General features: G+C 69.6%; 23 protein-coding genes. 19 read left to right on the top strand and 4 right to left on the bottom strand.

Annotated features, from left to right (window positions below):
• The first annotated feature begins 39 nt into the window (after positions 1-39).
• Genes sufD through ACYVO6_RS12290 form a run of 6 tightly spaced genes read left to right on the top strand, consistent with a single transcriptional unit; the run spans position 40 to position 4,382 of the window.
• The gene (sufD, locus tag ACYVO6_RS12315; protein WP_461060324.1) at positions 40-1,221 is read left to right on the top strand and encodes a Fe-S cluster assembly protein SufD; all 1,182 of its coding nucleotides are present in this window, start codon (positions 40-42) and stop codon (positions 1,219-1,221) included.
• A gap of 5 nt (positions 1,222-1,226) precedes the next feature.
• Positions 1,227-1,544 carry a non-heme iron oxygenase ferredoxin subunit gene (locus ACYVO6_RS12310; protein ID WP_033318119.1) on the top strand — a complete coding sequence of 106 codons (318 nt, stop codon included), beginning with the start codon at positions 1,227-1,229 and terminating at the stop codon, positions 1,542-1,544.
• 7 nt (positions 1,545-1,551) lie between these two features.
• On the top strand, positions 1,552-2,316 hold the full coding sequence (gene sufC / locus ACYVO6_RS12305) for a Fe-S cluster assembly ATPase SufC (RefSeq protein WP_461060322.1): 765 nt from the start codon (positions 1,552-1,554) through the stop codon (positions 2,314-2,316).
• Entirely contained in the window at positions 2,313-3,569 is a 1,257-nt protein-coding gene (locus tag ACYVO6_RS12300) for a cysteine desulfurase (RefSeq protein ID WP_461060320.1), read from the top strand. The genes sufC and ACYVO6_RS12300 overlap by 4 nt, the downstream gene beginning before the upstream one ends.
• A 16-nt stretch (positions 3,570-3,585) precedes the next feature.
• Positions 3,586-4,053: a Fe-S cluster assembly sulfur transfer protein SufU gene (gene sufU / locus ACYVO6_RS12295; RefSeq protein ID WP_033317898.1), complete on the top strand. Its 468-nt coding sequence runs from the start codon at positions 3,586-3,588 to the stop codon at positions 4,051-4,053.
• Complete coding sequence (locus ACYVO6_RS12290) at positions 4,050-4,382, top strand: metal-sulfur cluster assembly factor (protein ID WP_461060318.1); 333 nt, start codon at positions 4,050-4,052, stop codon at positions 4,380-4,382. The genes sufU and ACYVO6_RS12290 overlap by 4 nt, the downstream gene beginning before the upstream one ends.
• 70 nt (positions 4,383-4,452) lie before the next feature.
• On the opposite strand, the gene ACYVO6_RS12285 is transcribed toward ACYVO6_RS12290, so the two are convergent.
• Both ACYVO6_RS12285 and ACYVO6_RS12280 read right to left on the bottom strand, forming a co-directional pair.
• Positions 4,453-5,397, bottom strand: coding sequence for an AbfB domain-containing protein (locus tag ACYVO6_RS12285; protein WP_461060316.1), 945 nt, complete (start codon positions 5,395-5,397; stop codon positions 4,453-4,455).
• 313 nt (positions 5,398-5,710) lie between these two features.
• Entirely contained in the window at positions 5,711-7,450 is a 1,740-nt protein-coding gene (locus ACYVO6_RS12280; protein ID WP_461060314.1) for a hypothetical protein, read from the bottom strand.
• A 179-nt stretch (positions 7,451-7,629) separates the two neighbouring features.
• Between ACYVO6_RS12280 and ACYVO6_RS12275 the strand changes: the two genes are divergently transcribed.
• The 7 genes from ACYVO6_RS12275 to ACYVO6_RS12245 all read left to right on the top strand — a co-directional run bounded on the left by ACYVO6_RS12275 (position 7,630) and on the right by ACYVO6_RS12245 (position 13,269).
• Complete coding sequence (locus ACYVO6_RS12275) at positions 7,630-7,950, top strand: DMT family transporter (RefSeq protein WP_461060312.1); 321 nt, start codon at positions 7,630-7,632, stop codon at positions 7,948-7,950.
• A gap of 31 nt (positions 7,951-7,981) precedes the next feature.
• Entirely contained in the window at positions 7,982-8,518 is a 537-nt protein-coding gene (locus ACYVO6_RS12270) for a TetR/AcrR family transcriptional regulator (RefSeq protein WP_461060310.1), read from the top strand.
• Positions 8,519-8,621: 103 nt separating this feature from the next.
• Complete coding sequence (locus ACYVO6_RS12265; protein ID WP_461060308.1) at positions 8,622-9,230, top strand: RNA polymerase sigma factor; 609 nt, start codon at positions 8,622-8,624, stop codon at positions 9,228-9,230.
• A gap of 2 nt (positions 9,231-9,232) precedes the next feature.
• Positions 9,233-10,237: a CU044_5270 family protein gene (locus ACYVO6_RS12260; RefSeq protein ID WP_461060306.1), complete on the top strand. Its 1,005-nt coding sequence runs from the start codon at positions 9,233-9,235 to the stop codon at positions 10,235-10,237.
• 138 nt (positions 10,238-10,375) lie between these two features.
• Complete coding sequence (dapD, locus tag ACYVO6_RS12255) at positions 10,376-11,365, top strand: 2,3,4,5-tetrahydropyridine-2,6-dicarboxylate N-succinyltransferase (RefSeq protein WP_461060304.1); 990 nt, start codon at positions 10,376-10,378, stop codon at positions 11,363-11,365.
• A 162-nt stretch (positions 11,366-11,527) separates the two neighbouring features.
• The gene (locus ACYVO6_RS12250; protein ID WP_461060302.1) at positions 11,528-12,085 is read left to right on the top strand and encodes a SigE family RNA polymerase sigma factor; all 558 of its coding nucleotides are present in this window, start codon (positions 11,528-11,530) and stop codon (positions 12,083-12,085) included.
• The gene (locus ACYVO6_RS12245) at positions 12,082-13,269 is read left to right on the top strand and encodes a WD40 repeat domain-containing protein (RefSeq protein WP_461060300.1); all 1,188 of its coding nucleotides are present in this window, start codon (positions 12,082-12,084) and stop codon (positions 13,267-13,269) included. Before ACYVO6_RS12250 ends, ACYVO6_RS12245 begins: the two co-directional genes overlap by 4 nt.
• Before the next feature lie 10 nt (positions 13,270-13,279).
• On the opposite strand, the gene dapA is transcribed toward ACYVO6_RS12245, so the two are convergent.
• Positions 13,280-14,176 carry a 4-hydroxy-tetrahydrodipicolinate synthase gene (gene dapA / locus ACYVO6_RS12240; RefSeq protein ID WP_461060298.1) on the bottom strand — a complete coding sequence of 299 codons (897 nt, stop codon included), beginning with the start codon at positions 14,174-14,176 and terminating at the stop codon, positions 13,280-13,282.
• 161 nt (positions 14,177-14,337) lie between these two features.
• Between dapA and ACYVO6_RS12235 the strand changes: the two genes are divergently transcribed.
• The 5 genes from ACYVO6_RS12235 to ACYVO6_RS12215 all read left to right on the top strand — a co-directional run bounded on the left by ACYVO6_RS12235 (position 14,338) and on the right by ACYVO6_RS12215 (position 17,036).
• Positions 14,338-14,469 carry a hypothetical protein gene (locus ACYVO6_RS12235; protein WP_461060296.1) on the top strand — a complete coding sequence of 44 codons (132 nt, stop codon included), beginning with the start codon at positions 14,338-14,340 and terminating at the stop codon, positions 14,467-14,469.
• Positions 14,466-15,143, top strand: coding sequence for a hypothetical protein (locus tag ACYVO6_RS12230; protein ID WP_461060294.1), 678 nt, complete (start codon positions 14,466-14,468; stop codon positions 15,141-15,143). Before ACYVO6_RS12235 ends, ACYVO6_RS12230 begins: the two co-directional genes overlap by 4 nt.
• A gap of 53 nt (positions 15,144-15,196) precedes the next feature.
• Positions 15,197-15,610, top strand: a complete 414-nt coding sequence (locus ACYVO6_RS12225) for a phage holin family protein (RefSeq protein ID WP_461060292.1) — start codon at positions 15,197-15,199, stop codon at positions 15,608-15,610.
• Entirely contained in the window at positions 15,607-16,227 is a 621-nt protein-coding gene (locus tag ACYVO6_RS12220; protein ID WP_461060290.1) for a DUF3618 domain-containing protein, read from the top strand. The genes ACYVO6_RS12225 and ACYVO6_RS12220 overlap by 4 nt, the downstream gene beginning before the upstream one ends.
• A gap of 101 nt (positions 16,228-16,328) precedes the next feature.
• Positions 16,329-17,036 carry an antibiotic biosynthesis monooxygenase family protein gene (locus tag ACYVO6_RS12215; RefSeq protein ID WP_461060288.1) on the top strand — a complete coding sequence of 236 codons (708 nt, stop codon included), beginning with the start codon at positions 16,329-16,331 and terminating at the stop codon, positions 17,034-17,036.
• Positions 17,037-17,124: 88 nt separating this feature from the next.
• On the opposite strand, the gene ACYVO6_RS12210 is transcribed toward ACYVO6_RS12215, so the two are convergent.
• On the bottom strand, positions 17,125-18,957 hold the full coding sequence (locus ACYVO6_RS12210) for an endonuclease/exonuclease/phosphatase family protein (protein WP_461060286.1): 1,833 nt from the start codon (positions 18,955-18,957) through the stop codon (positions 17,125-17,127).
• A 289-nt stretch (positions 18,958-19,246) separates the two neighbouring features.
• On the opposite strand from ACYVO6_RS12210, the gene ACYVO6_RS12205 reads away from it, so the two are divergent.
• Positions 19,247-20,674, top strand: coding sequence for a hypothetical protein (locus tag ACYVO6_RS12205; protein ID WP_461060284.1), 1,428 nt, complete (start codon positions 19,247-19,249; stop codon positions 20,672-20,674).
• The last annotated feature ends 20 nt before the right edge of the window (positions 20,675-20,694 follow it).

The raw sequence follows: 20,694 nt of genomic DNA, 5'->3' as shown, positions 1-20,694 counted from the left end.
CGAAGACTCATTACGTAGGAAGAGAGCAGACCGACAGCCATGGCTGAGGCTCAGAACATCCCCGTGGGGTCCACCACGGCCGGCCAGATCGCGGTCGCCGCCGAGTCGACCGTCGCCACGCGCATGAGCGCGCCCCCGTCCTTCGACGTGGCGGACTTCCCGGTCCCGCACGGCCGCGAGGAGGAGTGGCGGTTCACCCCGCTGGAGCGGCTGCGCGGGCTGCACGACGGCACCGCCGTCGCCACCGGCACCGGTGTGAAGGTCGATGTGCAGGCCCCCGAGGGCGTCACCGTCGAGACCGTCGGCCGTGACGACGCCCGGATCGGTAAGGCGGGCACTCCGGTGGACCGCGTCGCCGCCCAGGCGTACTCCGCGTTCGAGCAGGCCGGCGTGATCACCGTCCCCAAGGAGACGGTGCTCACCGAGCCGATCCGCGTCGCCGTGCACGGCGAGGGCGGCATCGCCTACGGCCACCAGGTCGTCGAGCTCGGCGCCTTCGCCGAGGCCGTCGTCGTCATCGACCACACCGGTGACGCCGTACTCGCGGCCAACGTCGACTACATCCTCGGCGACGGCGCCAAGCTGACCGTCATCTCCGTCCAGGACTGGGACGACAAGGCCGTGCACGTCGGCCAGCACAACGCGCTGGTCGGCCGCGACGCCACCTTCAAGTCGTTCGTGGTCACCTTCGGCGGCGACCTCGTACGTCTTCACCCGCGCGTCGCCTACGCCGGCACCGGCGGCGAGGCCGAGCTCTTCGGCCTGTACTTCACCGACGCGGGCCAGCACCAGGAGCACCGCCTCCTCGTCGACCACAACACCCCGCACTGCAAGTCGAACGTCGCCTACAAGGGCGCGCTCCAGGGCGACGACGCGCACGCCGTGTGGATCGGCGACGTCCTGATCGAAGCCAAGGCCGAGGGCACGGACACGTACGAGATGAACCGGAACCTCGTGCTGACCGACGGCGCCCGGGTCGACTCCGTACCGAACCTCGAAATCGAGACCGGCGAAATCGTCGGCGCGGGCCACGCGAGCGCCACCGGCCGCTTCGACGACGAGCAGCTCTTCTACCTGATGGCTCGCGGCATCCCCGCCGACGAGGCCCGTCGCCTCGTCGTGCGCGGCTTCTTCGCCGAGCTGGTCCAGCAGATCGGCGTCGACGACATCGAGGAGCGGCTGCTCGTGAAGATCGACGAGGAGCTGGAGGCGTCGGTCTGATGGCCATCGCGTTCGTACGCGCCTGCGGGCTGAGCGAGCTGGAGGAGGACACCCCGAAGCGGGTGGAACTCGACGGCACGCCGGTCTCCGTCGTGCAGACAGAGGGCGAGGTGTTCGCGGTGTACGACATCTGCTCGCACGCGAACGTCTCGCTGTCGGAGGGCGAGGTGGACGACTGCCACATCGAGTGCTGGCTGCACGGCTCGCGTTTCGATCTGCGTTCCGGGAAGCCCGACGCCCTTCCCGCGACGCGCCCCATTCCCGTATACCCCGTAAAGATCGAAGGGGACGACGTGCTCGTCTCCCTCACCCAGGAGTCCTGAGGCACCCATGGCAACGCTTGAAATCCGAGACCTGCACGTCACCGTCGAGGCCGACAACGCCACGAAGGAGATCCTCAAGGGCGTCGACCTCACCGTGAAGCAGGGCGAGACGCACGCCATCATGGGCCCGAACGGCTCCGGCAAGTCGACTCTCGCCTACTCGCTCGCGGGTCACCCCAAGTACACGATCACCGAGGGCACCGTCACCCTCGACGGCGAGAACGTCCTGGAGATGTCCGTCGACGAGCGCGCCCGCGCCGGCCTCTTCCTCGCGATGCAGTACCCGGTCGAGGTCCCCGGCGTCTCGGTCTCCAACTTCCTCCGTACGTCCGCCACCGCCATCCGCGGCGAGGCCCCCAAGCTGCGTACGTGGATCAAGGAGGTGAAGGAGGCCATGCAGAACCTGAACATGGACCCCTCCTTCGCCGAGCGCAACGTGAACGAAGGCTTCTCCGGCGGCGAGAAGAAGCGCCACGAGATCCTCCAGCTGGAGCTGCTCAAGCCGAAGATCGCGATCCTCGACGAGACCGACTCCGGCCTCGACGTCGACGCGCTCCGGGTCGTCTCCGAGGGCGTCAACCGCGTCCGCGAGACCGGCGAGGTGGGCACGCTGCTCATCACGCACTACACGCGCATCCTGCGCTACATCAAGCCCGACCACGTCCACGTCTTCGCGGGCGGCCGCATCGCCGAGTCCGGCGGTCCCGAGCTGGCCGACAAGCTGGAGGCCGAGGGATACGAGGCATACACGAAGGGTGGCGTATCAGCGTGACGCAGCTGCCGGGCCTCCTCGACACAGAGGCGATCCGCAAGGACTTCCCCGTCCTGGACCGACTGGTCCACGACGGCAAGAAGCTGGTGTACCTGGACAACGCGGCGACCTCGCAGAAACCGCGCCAGGTACTGGACGCCCTGAACGAGTACTACGAGCGCCACAACGCCAACGTCCATCGCGGTGTGCATGTGCTCGCCGAGGAGGCCACGGCGCTGTACGAGGGCGCGCGGGACAAGGTCGCCACGTTCATCAACGCGCCCAGCCGCGACGAGGTGATCTTCACCAAGAACGCCTCCGAGTCGCTCAACCTCGTGGCCAACATGCTCGGTTGGGCCGACGAGCCCTACCGCGTCGACCACGAGACCGAGATCGTCATCACGGAGATGGAGCACCACTCCAACATCGTCCCGTGGCAACTGCTGTCGCAGCGCACGGGCGCGAAGCTGAAGTGGTTCGGCCTGACCGACGACGGCCGCCTCGACCTCTCCAACATCGACGAGATCATCACCGAGAAGACGAAGATCGTCTCCTTCGTGCTGGTCTCCAACATCCTCGGCACCTTCAACCCGGTCGAGGCGATAGTCCGCCGCGCCCAGGAGGTCGGCGCCCTGGTCCTGATCGACGCCTCGCAGGCGGCACCCCATATGCCGCTGGACGTGCAGGCGCTCCAGGCCGACTTCGTGGCTTTCACCGGCCACAAGATGTGCGGCCCGACCGGCATCGGCGTCCTGTGGGGCCGCCAGGAACTCCTCGAGGACCTGCCTCCGTTCCTCGGCGGCGGCGAGATGATCGAAACGGTGTCGATGCACTCATCGACATACGCGCCCGCGCCGCACAAATTCGAGGCCGGTACGCCGCCGATCGCGCAGGCGGTCGGCCTCGGCGCGGCGATCGACTATCTGACCTCCATCGGCATGGAGAAGATCGCGGCCCACGAGCACGCACTGACCGAGTACGCGGTCAAGCGCCTGTCGGAGGTCCCCGACCTGCGGATCATCGGCCCCACCACGGCCGAGGAGCGCGGCGCGGCGATCTCCTTCACGCTCGGCGACATCCACCCCCACGACGTGGGCCAGGTCCTCGACGAACAGGGCATCGCGGTCCGGGTCGGCCACCACTGCGCCCGGCCCGTCTGCCTCCGGTACGGAATTCCTGCGACCACGCGAGCGTCGTTCTATCTGTACTCCACGCCGAGTGAGATCGACGCACTCGTGGAAGGCCTGGACTACGTACGGAACTTCTTCGGCTGAGGGAGCTGGCGCTGACGTGAAGCTGGATTCGATGTACCAGGAAGTCATCCTGGACCACTACAAGCACCCGCACGGGCGCGGTCTGCGGGATGGCGACGCCGAGGTGCACCACGTCAACCCGACGTGCGGTGACGAGATCACGCTGCGCGTGAAGTACGAGGGCTCGCAGATCGTGGATGTGAGCTACGAAGGCCAGGGCTGCTCGATCAGCCAGGCCTCCGCCTCCGTACTGAACGAACTGCTCGTCGGCAAGCAGCTCGCCGAGGCGCAGAAGATCCAGGAGACCTTCCTGGAGCTGATGCAGTCCAAGGGCCGCATCGAGCCGGACGACGCGATGGAGGAGGTTCTGGAGGACGCGGTGGCGTTCGCCGGGGTCTCCAAGTACCCCGCCCGTGTGAAGTGCGCGCTGCTGAGCTGGATGGCCTGGAAGGATGCGACGGCCCAGGCCCTGGGCGAGGCCGACGCCGAAAGGAAGACGGCATGAGCGAGACCATTGAGATGAAGCCGGCCTCGGAGGAAGAGGTCCGCGAGGCGCTGTACGACGTGGTCGACCCCGAGCTGGGCATCGACGTCGTCAACCTCGGCCTGATCTACGGCATCCACATCGACGACGCGAACATCGCGACGCTCGACATGACCCTGACCTCGGCGGCCTGTCCGCTGACGGACGTCATCGAGGACCAGGCCAAGTCCGCCACGGACGGCCTCGTCAACGAGCTCCGGATCAACTGGGTCTGGATGCCGCCGTGGGGGCCGGACAAGATCACGGACGATGGGCGTGAGCAGCTTCGGGCGCTCGGGTTCAACGTCTGAGATCCATGGACATGGGTGTGGCCCCCGGCGAATCGCTGGGGGCCACACTCGCGTGCGGGTGTCACGCCGCTCAGCCGAGACCCTTCACGAGGCGGAAGAAGAAGTCCTGGCGGCCAGTCGTGTTGTAGCCGTACGGGTCCAGGACCAGCTCGAAGTTCTTGTGGCGCAGAAAGCGGTCGGGATAGTTCACCGCCTGGAGCATCACGGCGTCGTCCGAGTACGGGGACTGTATGGGGCAGAAGGTGGCGTCCTGCCGGAAGAGCGCCGAGCCGTCGTTGCCGCTGACGCGGAGGCGGAAGTTCTGGTGCCGGACGTAGCGGCCGTCCGACATCTGGAAGGAGTAGCAGGAGGGCTTGGCGAGGCCGGAGACGACCTTGAAGGAGGAGTCCTCCCTGGTCTCGCTTCCGCTGCGGGAGCTCACCTGGTCCAGCCGGATCACACCGCTGCTCAGATGCCAGTAGCGGTCCGGGTAGTTGACCGCCTGGACCGACTTCCGCGAGGAGGCCGGCGGCTTGGCGGGCGCCTTGCTGGAGGCGGGAGGCTTTGACGGCTCGGGGATGGGCTCGGAGCCCCGCTGCTGGGCCTCGGGGGAGTCGGAGCCGTCCTTGTCCTTCGAGGCGGCGTCCTCGGAGTCCTGCTGCGGTGAGGAAAGGCCGCTCTTCCCGCTGGGCTCCGTGGTGGGGGCCGCAGGGGTGAAGCCGGGGATGACCGGTTGCGCGGCGGAGGTGGTCTGCGGGTCTTGCGACCCCTTGTCCTCGGTCTGGTCGAGTATGGCGATCGCGGTCACCGTGGAGGCGAGCACCGCCACGGCCAGTACGCCGGCCAGATAGAGGCGGCGCGTCCCGGGTATGCGGCCTCCGTCGAGGTCTTCGCCGGTCTCCCATACCTTCGGGGGCTGTTCGGCGGGGAGTTGCGGGTCCGCTGTGTTGGCAGCGGCACGTGGGGGACGGCCCAGTGCGCCCTTCGGCGCAGGCGTGGGCTGGTCCGGACCGGGTCCGGGCTTGCTGTCTGGCATGCGCTGTTCCTCCAGCGTCGTCGCCCCGAGGCGGACGCGGATTGGTCATGTGCCCTCGCCATGAGAGGAAGCACGAGAGGAAGCGGAGGTCGCGACACGGAAGGTACGGCTGTGGCCGGGTGGCTCCGGTGCGCGACGCTGAAACAGTAGTGGACCCGGCGCCTTCTGAGCAGACGTTTCAGAGAGCGGTTTCAAGACCGGAGGGAACAATTTCATAACCTGAAGCAAATTGCGCTCACTTTGGCCCGACCTGCACCGTCTCGTGCGCTCCCCGCAAGGAAAACGCGGGGAGCGCACGGGGTGTGACGTGGCGTCAGCGAGCGAACTTGGCCAGGTCGGCCGCGATCCGCTCCCGGCTTCCGCCGTTCTGCACCGGCGCCGCCGTGAGCACGTCCAGGTGCTGGTAGCCGGGCAGGACCACGGGGTTCTCGTCCTGGGGAATGTGGTCCGCCAGGATGCCGTCGCCCGCGATGAACGTGATCCTGGGGTTCGCGGTGAGGCCCTCCTTGTGCACCAACTTGCCCGCGAGCTGCGGATCGTCGATCAGCTGGATGTCCGTGACCAGCCTGGTCGGGAAGTAGTCCTCCGTGAAGTCCAGCGGCTGTTCGGAGAGGCTGCGGGCCAACTCCCCGATATCCGTGACCTCCTTGGCGGCGCCTGTGAACGGGGCGCCATTGGCCGAGCGGTACACCGGGTCGTCCGCCGCGCCCACCCGGTCGTAGTTGCGCCAGGTGTAGAGGGGACCGCCCGGCTCGTCCGGGATCGCCTTCAACTCCGTACCGAACAGGGCTGGTTGGGTAGCGGCGTCGTTCGAGGCCGGGAAGTTCTTGTCTACGACCCTGCCGCCGTCGGCGCTGTCGAAGAAGCCCACGCTCGTCTGGATGAAGGCGAGCGGTGCCGAGTGGTCGTCCATGAAGGCGCCCAGCACCGCCTCGTTGGTGAGCCGGAAGTCGCGGATGGTGGGGCTGCCCTTGAGGAAGACCTCCGAGTTCTTGGAGAACAGCATGCGGCCCGTCGTCTCGATGTTGGCGTTCGACGGCACCGTGTCGAGCAGCGCGGACTCGGCGTCGGGCGCGTTTTCGGTGGCCAGACCAGCGAGCGCGAGCAGGTTCATCGTCTCGGGGTTGAGCACCGCGGGCAGCGCGAGGAAACGGGGCAGAACTCCGGTACGCAGCCCGGCCTGTACGGCGGCGTAACCAATGCTCGTGTCCGGGATCAGCCCCGGCAACAGGGACCCGCCGGGGCCGGACGACGTGCCGTTCAGGTCGTCCAGCGAGGTGGAGATCGTGGTGTCCAGGGCGAAGTAGCCCGCGCACTGGTTGAAGCCCGCGTCCGCCTTCGTCACGGGATTCCCGTCGAAGTCCCAGGTGGCGAAGACACCGGTGAGGACGCCGCCCAGCGAATGCCCGCCGCACAGCACCTTCTCCTTGCGCAGCTTCTGGTCGGGCAACTCGGCGGACAGCAGGTCGTACTGGTCGCGTACGGTCTGCTCCAGACCGATGTCGGCGAGCCAGCCTGCCTGACCGCTCGTCAGAAACCCGTCGAAGGTACGCCCGTCGACCGGCTTGCCACCGTAGTAGTAGTCAACGGCCTTGGTGCTACTGCCCGTTGCGATACCGGCGTTGTCCTCAAGGCAGTTGGAACGCCGGTCCAGCGCCCAGAACTCGATGTGCTCGCCCTTCTCGGCCGCCGCCTTCACCGTGTTCCGGGCCACGCTGTCGAAGGCGCCCGCGCCCTCCAGAATGCCCGGCTGGGCGATCAGAATCCGGTCCGCGTCGGCGGACTTCGACGGCCCGTCCGAGGACCGGTAGCGCAGATACGACAGCCAGTCGCAGCGCGCCGGGTGACTGCCGACCGAGGCCGGCAGCGGGATCCGTACGGAGACCTCGGTCTCGGTGACGTCGGCGACCGGGGACGTGGACTTGACGGCGGTCTCCGTACGGGCCGGTGTTCCGTCCGCCGCCGGTGCCACGGTCAGCGCCGCCGCGGCGAGCGCTCCGGCGGCCAGTGCACGTGTCCAGGGCCTGTTGCGAGGTGCGGCTCCTTTGCTCATGGCCGCACCGTAACCAGCGGTAACTCACCTGCTCTACAACGGAATACGAGCAAACGGGGGCGGCCCCTGCGCGGATTCACACAAGGACGCTCCTCGATTGAGCGCGGCCTGTCCGGACCTCAATCTTTCTCACCCCTCACTGTGTACGGGCGTACGCATCGATGTGTACGCTCGTCCGCATGGGATACGCACTGCTCGGCGCAGCCATCGCGGCGGAGGTGGCCGCCACGACCGCCATGAAGTACAGCGAGGGCTTCAGCAAGCTGTGGCCCTCCCTGCTGACCCTGCTCGGATACGTCGTCGCCTTCGTGCTGCTCGCGCAGACGCTGAAGACCGTGTCGGTCGGCACGGCCTACGCGATCTGGGCCGGAGTCGGTACGGCGGCCGTCGCGGCGATCGGGATGGTGTTCCTGGGGGAGGGGCTGAGCGTGGCGAAACTGACCGGGATCATGCTGATCATCGTCGGGGTCGTGGTGCTGAACCTGGGCGGGGCGCACTGATGGGCCGCCGTGCGGTCACAGGGGTCCGCTGATGGTCCGGCGCTACGACCCAGACAGGCGTCAGCGGATCATCGACGCGGCCATCCGGGTCGTGGGCGCCAAGGGCATCGGCGGGCTGAGCCATCGCTCCGTCGCGGCCGAGGCCGATGTGCCGCTGGGCTCCACCACGTACCACTTCAAGACCCTCGACGAGCTGATGGTCGCCGCGCTGCGGCAGGCGAACGAGGGCTTTGCCAAGCTGGTCGTCGCACGCGGCGCCCTGGATGACCCCGAGAGCGACCTGGCCGCCGAACTCGCCGGCCTGACGGGCGAGTGGCTCGCAGGCGACCGTACGGGAGTGGAGCTCGAGTACGAGCTCTACCTCGCCGCCCTCCGCCGCCCTGCCCTACGCCCCGTAGCCGCCGAATGGTGCCAGGACCTCGCCGAGCGCGTCGCCCACCGCACCGACCCGGTCACCGCCCGCACCCTGGTCGCACTGCTGGACGGCATCTGTCTCCAGGTGCTGCTGACGGGAGCGGAGTACGACGAGGAGTACGCCCGGGAAGTGCTGGCCCGCGTGATTCCCTGAGCTCTTTCTGTGCGGTGCCCATGAGCCGTGAACCTTCTGCCGCCCATCGGGGAACAGAGGGGTGACAAGATCGGCTCGGGACAACGAAGCAGGGGGAGGCCTTGTGACGGGTCCACCGCCAACGGAGACGCAGGCACCGGAGGCGAAGGCGCCGGACGATGCCGAGGTCGTCGCCCAGTCGCTGGCGCAACCGGAGCTGTTCGCCCAGCTCTACGACCGGTACTCGGCCGACATTCACCGGTACGTGACCCGGCGTCTCGGTGACGGCATGGCCGACGACATCACCGCGGACACCTTCCTCACGGCGTTCCGCATCCGCGGCCGCTACGACCTGACGCGCACCAACGCGCGCCCCTGGCTGTACGGCATCGCGGGCAACCTCATCGGCAAGCAGCGGCGTACCGAGGTGCGGGCGCTCAAGGCGCTGGCGCGGACCGGGCACGACCCGGTCGCGGCGTCCTGGGTCGAGGAGACGGAGAGCCGGGTCGCGGCGCAGGGACCGCTCGCCGGTGCCCTGGCGGCGCTTCCGGCGGGGGACCGACATGTGCTGCTGCTCGTCGCCTGGGCCGACCTCACCTACCAGGAGGTCGCCGAGGCCCTGGACATCCCGGTCGGGACGGTCCGCTCCCGGCTCAACAGAGCCCGGCGCAAGGTGCGTACGGCGCTCGGCGCCGATCCGGCATTCGTGAACGACGCGGCGGAGGCGATGTGACCATGGACGAGCTGACCCGGGTGCGCGAACTGCGGGCGGACGCCCCCGTCCCTGACCGGGCCCGACTGGCACCGGGAAGGGCGCGGCTGCTGGCGGCCGCGCAGGTCGGCGAACCGCACCGTACGGTGTGGGGTCACCGGAAGGCCGTGGTGGCCCTGGTCTTCGTGGCCGTGTCCGCGATCACTGTCGCCGCGTCGGTGCTGGTGGACGGAGGCGGCGGCGCGGGGCGGGAGGTCACGCCCGCGGTGTCGTCGACCGCTGGCCCCCATCTGAAGGGGATGAGCGCCCGAGAGCTGCTGGATCGGGCGGCGGCTGCCGTGGAACGGCAGGAACTGATCCGCGAGCCCAAGGGCAACGAGGCGATCGTCACCGAGCAGTACCTGGAGTACCCGGGTTTCGAGGACGCCGTCAGGGAGAGGTGGGTCAGGTTCGCCGAGGCTGCCGTCCACATCAGCCCCGCGGGCCCGGCGGACTGGAACGCCGAGCGCCGGATCGTGCACGAGAGCACGGAGGACTGGCTGCCCCTCAGCCGCTCGCCCAAGCAGGTGTACGACTTCCTGTCCGCCCTGCCGGCCGACGGCGAGGGGACGCTGAAAGCTCTGCGCGAGCAGAACGCCGTCCCCGACGCCAAGGGCGCCGAGCAGTCCGAGCGGGACTTCGCCGAGATCGCCGCCCTGCTCGACGCCGACATACAGCCGCTCGACGGGCTTGCGAGCCTCTACCGGGCCCTGGGCACCGTGCCAGGCGGCACCGTCGCCGAGGACCTGGTCGAGTACGGGTACGGGAAACGGGCCATCGCCCTGAGGTATCCCGCCCGCATGTCCTCCTCCGCCAACGACGTGCCGGCCTCAGCGAACGACGCCCCGGCCTCCGCCACCGAGTGGCTGCTCGACCCGGAGACGTACCGGCCCGTCGGCCGCCGCACGCTCGTGAACGGCGAGCTGCAGAGCAGCATCACGATCGTGACCAGGGTCATCGTGCCCGAGGAGGAAAGCCGGACCGACTGACCACTCCCCGAAACGGGCGGCCCGCGCCATGGGGGACGCGGGCCGCCCGTAACCTTCCATGGCCGGGATGGGCCCGTACCCTGAGACAGCCCTCCCACCGGTTGGCCTGCGCGGCCCCCCGCCGGTTAGGTTTCCCCCATGACCGACACGACTGCTTCTCGCACCACCGGCGCTGTCGCCGCCGGCCTCGCCACGGTCGCCGCCGACGGCACCGTTCTCGACACCTGGTTCCCCGCGCCCGAGCTCAGTGACGGGCCCGGCCCGTCCGGTACGGAGCGGCTGTCCGCCGAGCGGGCCGTGGAACTGCTCGGGGAGGGCGCTGTGAAGGCCATCGGTCCGGACGCCCGCCGGGGCGTCGAGGTGGTCGCGGTGCGTACGGTCATCGCCTCGCTCGACGAGAAGCCGATCGACGCGCATGACGTGTACCTGCGCCTCCACCTGCTCTCGCACCGCCTGGTGCAGCCGCACGGCCAGAGCCTGGACGGCATGTTCGCGCACCTCGCCAACGTCGCCTGGACCTCGCTCGGCCCGGTCGCCGTCGACGACCTCGAGAAGGTCCGGCTGAACGCCCGCGCCGAGGGCCTCCACCTGGCCGTGACGTCCGTCGACAAGTTCCCGCGCATGACGGACTACGTGGCCCCCAAGGGCGTACGCATCGCCGACGCCGACCGGGTCCGGCTCGGCGCCCACCTCGCCGAGGGCACCACGGTCATGCACGAGGGCTTCGTGAACTTCAACGCCGGCACGCTCGGCACGTCGATGGTCGAGGGCCGTATCTCCGCCGGGGTCGTGGTCGGCAACGGTTCGGACATCGGCGGCGGCGCCTCCACCATGGGCACCCTCTCCGGCGGAGGCAACGTCCGCATCACGATCGGAGAGCGCTGCCTCGTCGGCGCCGAGGCGGGCGTCGGGATCGCGCTCGGCGACGAGTGCGTGGTCGAGGCGGGCCTGTACGTCACCGCCGGCACCCGCGTCACGATGCCCGACGGCCAGATCGTCAAGGCCCGCGAACTCTCCGGCGCCTCGAACATCCTCTTCCGCCGCAACTCGGTCAGCGGCACGGTGGAGGCACGGCCGAACAACGCGGTCTGGGGCGGCCTGAACGAAATCCTGCACAGCCACAACTGACGTACGCGATGCGCGCCGAGCGCCCTCCCGCCGACCGCGGGAGGGCGCTCGTCTGTGCGGAGACGAGAACTTTCCTTGTCCGTACAGGCATAGCGGGGGAAGGCCCGGCGCGTCACAAGGAATGCAAAGCGGGGGAGGCCCGCCGGGAAAGAGAAGGTGACGATGGATGCCCAAGGGCAGGAGCGCTTCCGGGAGTTCGTGGAGAACCGGTCGTCGGCGTTGCTGAAGACCGCCGTCCTGCTCAGCGGCGGAGACCGGCACGCCGCCGAGGATCTGCTGCAGAACGCGCTGATCAAGGCCGCGGGCCGGTGGCAGCGGATCGACGAGCCGGAGGCGTACGTACGGCGGATCCTGTACCGGCAGCAGGTGAGCCGGTGGCGGCTGAAGTGGCGAAGACGGGAGCTGACGGTCGCCGAGCCGCCCGAGGGGACGGGCGGCGGTGACGCCGCCTCCGCGGCCGAGCTGCGCATCGTCATGCGCGGGGCGCTGGCACGGCTGACCCCGCGACAGCGGACCGTGCTCGTGCTGCGGTACTTCGAGGATCTGCCGGAGGCCGACGTGGCCCGCATCCTCGGCTGTTCCGTCGGAACCGTGCGCTCCACCACGCACCGCTCTCTCGCCCGCCTGCGCGCCCTCGCACCCGAATTGGCCGCACTCGGACTCGCCGACGCCGAACAGAACCCGTCCCGTGACTTCTCACCCGTGGAGGTACGCCCGTGAACGTCGACGAACTGGTGCGTGACTCCCTGCGGGAGCAGGCCACCGAGACCGTGCCCGTCCCGCGCGGGTTCGCCGACCGGGTGCTGATGGTCAGGCGACGCCGCCGGACCCGTAGGCTCGCGGCCGTCGCCGCGGCCACCACCGCCGCGGTCGCCTTCGCCGTGGCGATGCCGATGCTGGATTCCGGCAAGGACGGCGTTCGGCCCGCGACCGAGATGAACGAGAGCGACGTCATCGCCCACCCCGACCAGTCGCCCCCGCGCGACATGATCGCGGCAGGAGACGTCGCGCTGGCCGCGTACTACACCCGGAAGAACGTCAAGCAGACGGACGACCGTGCCGTCGCCGTCCGCGAGTACCGGCTGCTCGACCAGAAGACCGGCAAGTACGAGAAGGCCACCCAGTGGTCCTTCATCGACATCGCTCCCGGCATGCGAACCGCCGCCGTCCTGGAGAAGGACCTGCCCACCCAGCGGATCGGCCTGCTCAACCTGCTCACCGGTAAGGTCGAGCGCTGGATCCCGGTGGACCGCGGCGTCGCGGGTGTCAGCTTCTCGCCTGACGGCGACAAGCTCGTCGCGACGACGTACAAGACGAACCCTGACCTGCGGTACAAGGTGGACTACGACAGCGACGGCGACGGCAAGAACAACGACTACGACCAGTCGCACGACCAGCCGCGGAACGGCTTCTATGTCATCGACGTGGCCTCAGGCAAGGGATCGTGGAGCGAGGTCCCGGAGGGCGACGACATGAACGCCCGTCAGGACTTCGCCTTCAGCCACGACGGTAAACTGGTCTACTCCCCGCTCGCCATGGAACCCCGGATGCAGTACTACGACTTCAAGGGCAACAAGGTCGACCGGCCCGCGAACGAGCGGTATATGCAGTCGTACATCGACGCGGGAGTGTCCCCGAACGGCAAACTCGTCGCGAACGACGGCGGCGCCGTCCTTGACGCCTACACCGGCGAGCGGATCTCCAAAGTGCCGGGATACCAGCCGCTCGCCTGGGTTGACGACGAGCGGCTCATCGTCCGGTACAGCGAACCGGGCGAGAACGAGCACCACACCCGGCTCGTCCTCACCACGATCGGCAGCGACAAACTCGTACGCCTGAGTGGAGCTCTCAAGGGGAACGACGGCGCGCCCGGACAATGGACGCCGATCTTCGCCGAACGCTGATCAGGCCCGGTCAGGTGGCCACGAGCCGCTCGTACGCCGCCAGCAGCCCGTCGACCGTCTCGCGGCCGGCGGGCCGCAGCGGTCCGCGGACCGGACCAGCGGGCAGGCCGAGGGCGGTGAGCAGGGCCTTCGCCGTGACCGTGCCGGGCAGGCCGGACGCCATCATCAACTCGATGAGAGGGATGGCGCGGCGCTGCCGCCGGGCGGCCTCCGTGGTGTCACCGGCGTCGAACGCGTCCAGGATGCCCCGGAGTTGGCGGGGTGCGGCGTTGGCGACGGTGCTGATGTATCCGGTGCCGCCGACCGCGTACAGGGGGAGCGTGAACTCCTCGCAGCCGGTGTAGTACGCGAGATCCGTGCGGGCCAGTACCTTCTGGGTGCCGAGAAGGTCGTACGCGCAGTCCTTGACCGCCACGATCCGCGGATGCCCGGCGAGCCGCAGTATCGTCTCCGGCTCGATCCGCGTGCCGGTGCGGCCCGGGATGTCGTACAACGCGAGCGGCAGCCCGGAGGCGTCCGCGATCTCCCGGAAGTGGGCCTCGAGGGCTTCCTGGGGCGGCTTGCTGTAGTAGGGCGAGACCACCAACAGGCCGTCCGCGCCCGCCTTTTCGGCCTCCTGGGCCAGTTCGATCGTGTGCCGTGTGTCGGAGGTCCCGACGCCCGCCACCACGGCGGCCCGCCCTCCGACCGCCTCGACCACGGCCCGCACGAGCGCGGCCTTCTCGGCGTCCGTCGTGGTCGGTGACTCCCCGGTCGTCCCCGACAGCACGAGCCCCTCGCATCCGTCCGCGACCAGCCGCTCGGCCAGTCCCTGCGCCCCGTCCGGATCGAGCAGCCCGTCCTCGGTGAAAGGGGTGATCATCGCGCAGAGGGCGCGGCCGAAGGGCGGGGCGGAGGATGTGGTCATGTCCGTAGTTTCGGCATCCCGACGCTGAAGCTCCACTTAATTCTTCTACGAGACATCCGTAAGGAACGCTGTACGGTTACCGAACGGGCGCTCTAGGAACTCGGCGTCGTTTGAGTCACCATGGCGGGGACGGTAGTTGGTGATCGGTCACGGGAGGCGTTATGAGGCTGGGTAAGGCGCTCGCCACCGGAGTCGCGGAGGAACAGCCGCGCGAGGACGAGGACGAGCTTCAACTCGCTGAGGAAATCGAGGAGTTGGAGCCCGCTGCCGAAGAGGTTCCGGTCGCGCGATGAGGTGGCGGCTCCCCGAGGAACGTCCGGCGGAGCCGCCCACCGGATTCAAGATCGCCCACCCGATGCTGTCGCAGGACGGCAGCCGGGCCGGGTTCACCGGTGTGTCGCTGGGCGGCGCGCTGCCGTACGGGGTGCTCGACGAGGCCCACTGCGTGTACGGGCTGCGGCACCGGGCACCCCACCGCCGCTGCGACTGCGGCTTCCACTGCGTGCACGACCGTACGGCGGCAGAGGCGATGCTGTGCACCGCCGAGCACCGGACCGCCGTGCTCCTCGAGGTGGCGGTACTCGGCGCGTACATCCGCTTCGAGCTCGGGTTCCGTTACGCCCGGCAGCGGGTCCGTACCGCCACGGTCGGCCCCTGTAGCTGCGGCTCCGTGGCCGTGGCGCTGGCCGACGCCGGATGGGGCAGGCCCGGCTGGCGGGCGCTGGCGGCGAGCTGCGCCGGATGCGTACGCGGCCGTCCGTCCGTATCCCTGGCGACCTTCGCGCGGCTCGGCGGAGAGGGGCTGCGGGTCCGGGCCGGGGGAGGTGCCACACCGGCCGGCGCCGACCTGCCCGAAGGGCTCGGCGTGTCCGACCTGGTCGCCGAGGCCGCGCTGCTGCAGGCCCGGCTCGACTGGTTCCAGACCCAGCTGGCACAGCTCGGCGAGCGCGGGCCCGACCAGGGGTAGCGGCGGCTCGGCGGGGTACTCGGGCGTCCCGAGACGAGAGGAGGCGGGGCGCCGTGACCGAGACCATGCAGCGGCGGTCGGAGGAACACCACTCGGTGGGTGACCTCGTCGGACAGGCCACCGAACAGCTCTCCGAACTCGTACGGCAGGAAGTACGGCTCGCGAAAGAGGAGCTGGCGCAGAAGGGCAAGCGCGCGGGACGGGGCGGCGGGCTGCTCGGCGCGGCGGGCGCCGTCGGATACGTCGGCGTGATGGCGCTGGCCGGCACGGGCACCGCCGCGCTGTCCCTGGTGCTGTCCGTGTGGGCGGCGGCGCTCATCGTCACGGCCGTGCTCTTCACGATCGCGGCCGTCCTGGGCATCGCCGGCCGCGCGCAACTGCGCCGTGCCACGCCGCCCATGCCTGCGGAGACCCTCGAAAGCGTCCGGGCCGACGTCGACGCAATCAAGGAAAGGGCGCATCGATGAACCAGCGGAAGGGAGAGGACGCCGAGGGAGCCGCCAAGGCGGCCCGTGGCGCCAAGGGACCGGAGGAACTGCGAGAACAGATCGCGCAGACCCGCGAGCAACTCGGCGAAACCGTCGAGGAGTTGGCCGCCAAGGCCGATGTGCGGGCTCGTGCCCGGGCGCGGCGCGCCGAGCTCAGGGGCAAGGCGTCCGAGGCCGGGCATGCCGTACAGGGCAAGGCGGCACAGGCCGGGCACGCGGCGCAGGAGAAGGCCGCGCACGCCCGGCACCTGGCGCAGGAGAAGGCGGCCCACGCCCGGCATGCGGCCCAGGAGAAGGCCGCCCACGCCGGACACCGGGCGCAGGAGAAGGTCGGGCACACCGTGCAGGACAAGGCGACCCACGCCGGGCACGCCGTGCAGGAGAACGTGCCGCAGCCCGTCCGTAACGCCGCGACCACCGTCGTTCAGACCGGCCGACGGCATCCCAAGCCGGTACTGATCGCCGGAGCCGCTGCCGTGATCGCGGTGGGGATCCTGCGGCGGCGGTCCACCGGCGGGCCCAGTCACCGCGGCTATCGCAGCCGTCCCGGTAACCGCGGCTACCGCGGCCGAACCAGTCATCGCGGTTACCGCTGAACAGAGATCACAGCCTCCGCGCTTGACCTGAACTTTGGTTGAGGTCAGAGGGTGGGTGGTGCTCGCACCGAGTTCCGAGTACCGAATCACTGGAGGCTGTGATGACGCGCCGTACCGACGCGCACCCCGACCTGACCCGCCCCGAGGTGAAAGCCCCGTTCTTCAGCACCTGGCGGGTGGGGACGCCCGAACGGCAGAAGGAGACCGTCGAGGCGATCGCCTCGACCTGGGAGAGCAGGCCCTGGCCGATCGAGGGCCTGCTCGGCTATTACGTCTACACCGGACACGACGGCACGACCCTGTTGCACCACTCGCAGTGGGCCGACGAGCAGGCGTACGAGGCGTTCACGAAGGTGCACCGGCAAGAGCGCGTCGACGAGATCGACACCGCTGTGCCCGGGATCGAGCGGGTGGCCCTCGGACGGTACCGGCACTACCGCAGCCTCACCCGCCCCGATGCCGAGCCGCGGGTGCCGGGCTGCATCGTGATCGTCGACATCGAGTTCGAGGGCCCCGACCCCGACCGGCAGCGCGCCTGGGTGGACGCGGTGTTCGAGGCCCTGGAGAGCGAGCCGAACCAGCACCCCGGCGGGATCTCCGCCCACTTCCACCTGAGCACGGACGGCACGAGGGTCCTCAACTACGCGGAGTGGGAGAGCGCGCAGGCCCACATCGACGCCCTGGCCGCCCCCGGAGAGGGCATCGGCTCGGCCACCGAACTGTGGAAGCGCGTACAGACCTGGCCAGGGCTGACGCAGAGCGGCGGCGTGAGCCGCTACGAATACGCCCTCGGACTCGTCCCGGAGTGACCCGTACACGCGAGCCGGAATTCCGGCGCGGAAAGGGAACGAGCCCGGCCCCCCGGACGACGGGGCCGGGCTCGTCCGCGCACAGGGACTACGGTTTGAACCGGAGCACCTGCGGGTCGTGGTCGCTGATCTGGTCGGCGAACTCCGCGTTGATGTGCACGCTGTCGTAGCTGAAGTCGCAGTACTTACGGATCGACGGGCTGATCAGGATCTGGTCGAGGACCTGGCTGTTGCCCTGGAAGTCGTAGCTGTAACGCTCGCTCTTCGGCAGGGACTTGATGGCCGAGTAGAGGACGCCGTCGTCCTCCAGGAGCTTCGTCGTCTCCGAGAACTCGAAGTCGTTGATGTCGCCGAGCGTGACGACGGACGCGTTCTTCTGCGCCGCGAGGATGTCCTTGACGAAGGCGTTCACCGACTTCGCCTGGAGGTGGCGCTGGGTCTCCGAAGAGCGGACCGGCGGCTGGTACTGGGAGTGCAGCGCCTGGTCGCCGCCCTTCGACGCGAAGTGGTTGGCGATCACGAACACGGTCTTGCCGCGGAAGACGAACTCGCCCGCGAGCGGCTTGCGGCTGTCCTCCCACGCCTCGCCCGCTGGGTCGATACGGCCCGGGGATGCCGTGAGAGCCGCCTTGCCGTACGCCTTCGTGACGCCCACGGCGGTCGTCGCGTCGCCGCCCGCGCGGTCGGTGAAGGAGACGCGCTCCGGGTTGAAGAGGAACACATTGCGTATGTTGCCGCCCGGCTGGCCGCCGTCCGCGAGGTCGACCGGGTCGATGCCCCGCCACTCGTACGCCGGGCCGCCCGCCGCGGTGATCGCGTCGGTCAGCTTGCGCATCGTCTCGTCGGCGGCGACCGTGCCGTCGTTCTTCGCGCCGTTGTTGTCCTGGATCTCCTCCAGGGACACGATGTCGGGCGACTGCAGGTTCTTCACGATCGCGGCGGCGTGGTCGGCGAAGGAGTCGTCGGTCGGGTCGAGGTTCTCGACGTTGTACGTAGCCACCGCCAGCTCGCTCCGCGACTGCTTACGGGTCGTCTCGCGTTCCAGCCCGCCGTCGGCGACCGTGCCCAGGGTGCGGGCGGTCAGCGTGTAGCCGCCGAACTGGGTGTAGTCGAGCGGGCCCTCGGTGGTGCCCTTCAGGGTGTCGCCGACGTTCGCGGTCGGGAACGGCTGCGTGGCGGTCGGGGTCAGCGACTGGATCTGCAGTCGGCCGGTGTTCTGCGCGTCGTACGAGCCGTAGACGGTGCCGCCGCGGCGGCTGGGGTTCTCGTACGGCTTCACCGTCACCCACAGCTCGGAGAACGGGTCGGTGGCGGTGACCACGCGCGACGAGCCGATCTTGACGTTCATGCCCTCCAGGGACTCGTACAGGTCGAGGGCGTACTTTCTCGGCTGCAGGACGAGCCCGTTGACCGAGCCGTTCGCGCCCTTGTCGCCCGCGGGCGCGTACGTGTCCGGTACGGAACGGCTGCTGATGGTCGTGGCCGCCGGGAGTGCGTTGCCGCTCGACACCACGGTCACCGTCGGCCTGGTGATCTCCGTGACCGACTGGTTGCCCGAGGACGTACCGCCCGGCACGAACTCCGTGACGGTGCCCGAGACCTGCACCGAGTCCCCGACGGCGACCTTCGGCGTGGAGCTGGTGAAGACGAAGATTCCTTCGCTGGTGGCCGGGTTGTCGTCCGCGGCCGGGTCCTGGATCCAGAAACCACGGGACGAACCGTAGGTCCGTATGCCGGTCACGATGCCGGTCACATCCGTGACCTGCTGGCCCGCGAGCGGGGATGTCCGGGTGCTGCCCTGGATGTCGTGGACGGCCACGGCTTCCGCCTGGGCGGAGCCGGTGAACACCACGGCGGTGACGGTGGAACAGACGGCGGCGACGGTGAGCGCGGCTATGCGCGCGGAAGACTTGCTGGGCAACGGAATCCCTCCGGGGACGTACGTGAGCGCCGGGACGAGGGTGGTGCAAGGGGCTGGTGAATCTGATGGAGCCATGGGGCTCTACGCGCGTCAATCTCGTGTGTGGCCAGGTGACTTGTCAAGGTTTCAGCCATGTACGGGTTCTGACAGGTTCATGAACTAGGCCGCATGGGTTGAAATCCGTCTAGGCTGAGGCTGCGGTCAGGGGCGGCCGGAGCACGGCGTCCGGGACAGCCGCCCGACCCCATGCACGTGTGCACGGTTGTACGTCCGAGGAGAGAACCAGCCGATGTCAGACAGCTCCACCCTGCCGCCGGTGCGGCTGACGTCCGAAGCGGAGCTCGCGCGGGACGCGCTCGCCACGCCGCTGCTCTCCCGTGCCGTGCGCCTCGCCCGCTGGGCCGGTCCGGACACCCGGGTCGGAGCCGGTGGCGAACTCGTCGAGGAGCAACTGCCGGGCGCCGCGGCGGAACTCGGCCTCGAAGGGGAGGACGCCGCCGCTTACGCGAGCGAGGCCTGGCGGGTGGCCGTGGACACCGGGCTCGTCGAGATCGTGGACGAGGAGGAGGGGACGGTCGCCAAGGGCGCCGAACTGGCACTCGTCACCTCGGGTGCGCCGGCCGACGTGCTGGGCCTGTGGCTCGGCGCCCTGGACACGGTGCTCGCCGACGCGAGCGTGCCCGACCTCGACGACCTCATGACCGCCATGGACGAGGACGGCGAGATCGACTTCTCCGCCCTGGACTGGGACCCGGACGCGGAGGCCGACTTCCTCGACGGCGTGCTCGGCAACCTCTACCTGCTGACCGTCAGCGAGGACGGACCCGGCGACAGCCCGGTGCCGCTGCCCGCGCTCGCCGCCTCGATGGTCGTGCCGGACGACATGGGGGAGCCCACGAACGACGTCCTGGAGCAGGTGTCGGACGCGATGATGCGGCTCGACGACCAGTTCCGGCTCCTGGAGCCGGCCGGTCTCGTCGACTTCCAGCCCGTCGACGAGACGCTGATGGCCGACCCCGAGGAGGAGCCCGCCACGCCGTCCGACGAGACGGACATCTCGCGGTACGGAATGGTGCGGCTCACCCCGCTCGGCCTCTACGGCATCCGGACCCGGCTCCAGGAGGGCGGGCTCTCCGCTCCGGCGGTCGGTGACCTCGCGGACAAGGGCGCGGACGTCCTGCTCGACGGCACCTCCACGTTCCCGCCCGCGGCAGCACAGGCCGAGACCGAGCAGTGGCTCGCCCGGCGCGAACCCCTCGCCGCCGCACGGGAGTTGCTCGCCGCGGCCCGCGGCTCCGACCCGGGCGCACCGCTGCGGCGGCTGCTCTGCCAGCAGGCCCTGTCGCTCGTCGGTACGGAGGCCTCGGGGGCCCTGCGCGAAGTGCTCGACGACCCCGAGCTGGGCGGGCTCGCCCGGGTGTGGCTCACCGAGCGCGGCGCCCCGGACGTGCCCGCACCCTCCGAGGACCTGGTCTTCTGGCTGACCGTCGACACGATCGCCGCGCAGCTGGCGGCGGAGGGCAACTCCGAGGAACTCCAGGCCCTGGTGCAGGGGCTCGCGGCCCAGCACAGCAACTTCTTCGACGCCGCCTGGCGCGTCGACCACCCGGCCACGCCGGACGTCCTGGAGGCCATGGGACGGCTCCACCCGGACAAGAAGGTCGCCAAGGAGGCGCGTAAGGCGGCATTCAAGGCGCGGTCGCAGCAAGGGGATTGAGCGGCTGTCAGGGGGTGAGC

The organism is Streptomyces pseudoechinosporeus (assembly GCF_054783935.1).
The sequence above is the reverse complement of the archived record's forward strand: the minus strand, read 5'-3'. Positions and strand labels throughout refer to the sequence as shown.